The organism is Halorubrum sp. SS7, assembly GCF_005435055.1.
Classification (GTDB): Archaea; Halobacteriota; Halobacteria; order Halobacteriales; family Haloferacaceae; genus Halorubrum; species Halorubrum salinarum.
In genome coordinates, this window is the sequence record NZ_SGXV01000651.1 from 1 (window position 1) to 231 (window position 231).

The following is a 231-nucleotide window of genomic DNA, read 5'->3' on the forward strand; positions in this document are numbered from 1 at the left end:
GGGTCGCCGCGTGCGCGGCGACGAGCGGGACCAAGGCGAGGCCGAACCCGACGTGAACCGAGAGGAGGGTCCAGTAGGAGAGCCGCACGTCGAGGCCGAACACCCACGCGACGCCGGTGCCGATGGCGCCGAGCGCCGCGACGAGCGTGAGGACGGACAGCGCCGTCGACCGCTGCCACAGGTCGGGATCGGTGAGCCGGCGGCGGACTCGCGCGAGCTTCCACCCGAGCA

1 pseudogene is annotated in these 231 nt (G+C 74.0%); it reads right to left on the bottom strand.

Going from position 1 to position 231, the window contains the following annotated elements:
* Positions 1 to 231, bottom strand: a pseudogene (locus tag EXE44_RS19495) (sulfite oxidase); the annotation flags it as partial.